The following is a 2,141-nucleotide window of genomic DNA, read 5'->3' as shown; positions in this document are numbered from 1 at the left end:
TGACTGGAGAGTATGAAATAGCCTACTACATGTACCGGCTCAATCAGTTTGGGTTTTACGTTAAAGAACAATGCTTAAATGAAAGTGAGCTATTTAATGGGGCGGACGCTGTCACTTCTCTTCAAGAAAATATCGGCAGTCAAAGTATTGGTACAATTCAACGATTGATCGGAAGTCTAAATATATCAACGTTAGGCTATTACTCTGCGTACGCGTTAAGAATTACCATAATCAAAGAAATCGCTAAGCGAATTGCGGCCTTTACTGACTTAGTATCAAAAAACCAACAATATGCGGACTATGTGAGGAGGCTTCTTGTTTATTCAAAGCACATTCAAGAGCGCTTCGATGCGCTAGAAGCGCTTGCCAAGAGTCGGTTGTCATCACCTATTCTAGACGGTCAGGAGGATTCGGTCCTCATAGGGCAAGTGCGAGAGAAAAAGCGCATATTGCTTTGGGATGAGCACAAAGATTGGGCACCAGAAAATTTGAACAATCAAATTGTCCCTGACTCCATGGCGCTGAATACGACGATTGTTGAGTGTGCGCTCACTTCCAAGCCAAACGAAGCGATGTATATACGTTCAACGTGTGCGGTTTTAGATAATGACCCAGCAAGGAATAAACAAAGCTGTGCGCGAGTTTATGAACCCACGCTACCAACAGGGCAAGGAGCGATAAACCCCAAGGCATTCAAGGACGCGTTAAGAGACGCCTTGGGTAATGATGCGGAAATTAAAAAGACGTTTGTGTTGGCTAACGTGGGAGGAGAGGTCGCTTTAGATGAGGCCTATGAGTATGTGCTACCGTGGCGAACCCAGCAAACTGAGATTTTCGGTAACACCGTTAAGATGGACGTTAGCGGCGGCGCACAATTTATGCGATTTACGTATTCAGCGCAGGCAGCAGCTGAAAGCGTCAACTTAAACTTAGTGGGGAACACGCAGTTGGGGGCGTCGCTTGATTTCGCCAGTGGCCAATTAGCGACAAAATTCTCCATTCCAGCTGAAAACATGTACGATCTGAAAGTTCCCTATTACACCGTTGACAATGAGCGTCGTGAAGTGAGCTTAGGAGACATTCGCTTCGACATTGAAGCGGTTGTACACGGTATGTTAGCGGCAAGCATGAAATACTCGAATGAGATTGCACTTGGTCAAGATGCTGCCACAGGGGCTACAGGCTTACGGACATCTCAAACCTTTATTGCAACACGTTTGGAAAGCAAGCAAGACCTAGGGCTCGCGGATGATAGTAAACTGCGAAATATTAAGGCGGGTGCAAAGACTGAGGTGTCGGCCTTTGCTGGTGCAGAGGTAGGTGGACAAGTCAGTCTTGAATGCTTATGGAAAAATGTGGGTAGCTCGGACATGAAACAGTTGTTTAAGCTCGCCACTCGCCTCACCGCGCAGTTAGGCGTTGGAGCGAAACTTATCTTGCAATGTACCTTAGATAATGGTCGCTTAATCTTTCGTTTCGACTTTGGCGCCGCGTCTATCGCTGGTTTCTCTGGCAAGCTGGCGTTTGAGTTAGACCCGCTTGCTTACGACGAATTTATCTCACGGTTGTTAGATGTGATGGAGCACCCGAGTTTCAGTCGCTTTGGCCTATTCCATGAAAGCGATGGCAGTGAAGCCTTTTATGCTTTTAACAGGCTACTGACAGTTGCCGTTGCTTATCAGCTTACCCTGACGCAAATTGCACTGCTTCCTTTTCATCTTATTCGAGACATGGAGCAGCGAGCATTGGAGACGACGAACGCCCCCTTTGTGGCGGACTTCATTAATAGTGACGTTGAGACATCCGGTCAGCGAGACTGGATCAAGAAAATGCCGGCTGAAACCTACGCCAAGCTCTTTTCGGTTCTATTGCATTATCATGATTTGGGCTTTTGGGGCAATGATGCAGAAGCAGCGAAGGATAACCTCGATCAAGTGGCTGCAATGACCAAGCTTTTAGAATGGATAAGGGGAGATAGCCACCCGGTAAGCGATAATGCCAAGAAAAAGTTCGAGAACGTCATGCAAAGGATCGGAGAAGAGATTGAGATGGAGCTTCCCGAAGAAGTGAAATGGCAACGGTATGCGGAAAATATTGATAAAATATTAATTTTTTGGGAGAAGGCCTACGATAATTTAGTG

1 pseudogene is annotated in these 2,141 nt (G+C 46.3%); it reads left to right on the top strand.

What is annotated here, in order from left to right:
* Window positions 1–302 precede the first annotated feature (302 nt).
* A pseudogene (locus BZG79_RS14500) lies at window positions 303–2,141 on the top strand (hypothetical protein); the annotation flags it as partial.

Source organism: Salinivibrio sp. MA427 (assembly GCF_001996115.1).
GTDB classification, from domain to species: domain Bacteria; phylum Pseudomonadota; class Gammaproteobacteria; order Enterobacterales; family Vibrionaceae; genus Salinivibrio; species Salinivibrio costicola.
Note: the sequence above shows the minus strand (reverse complement) of the source record. Positions and strands in the feature narration are given on the sequence as shown.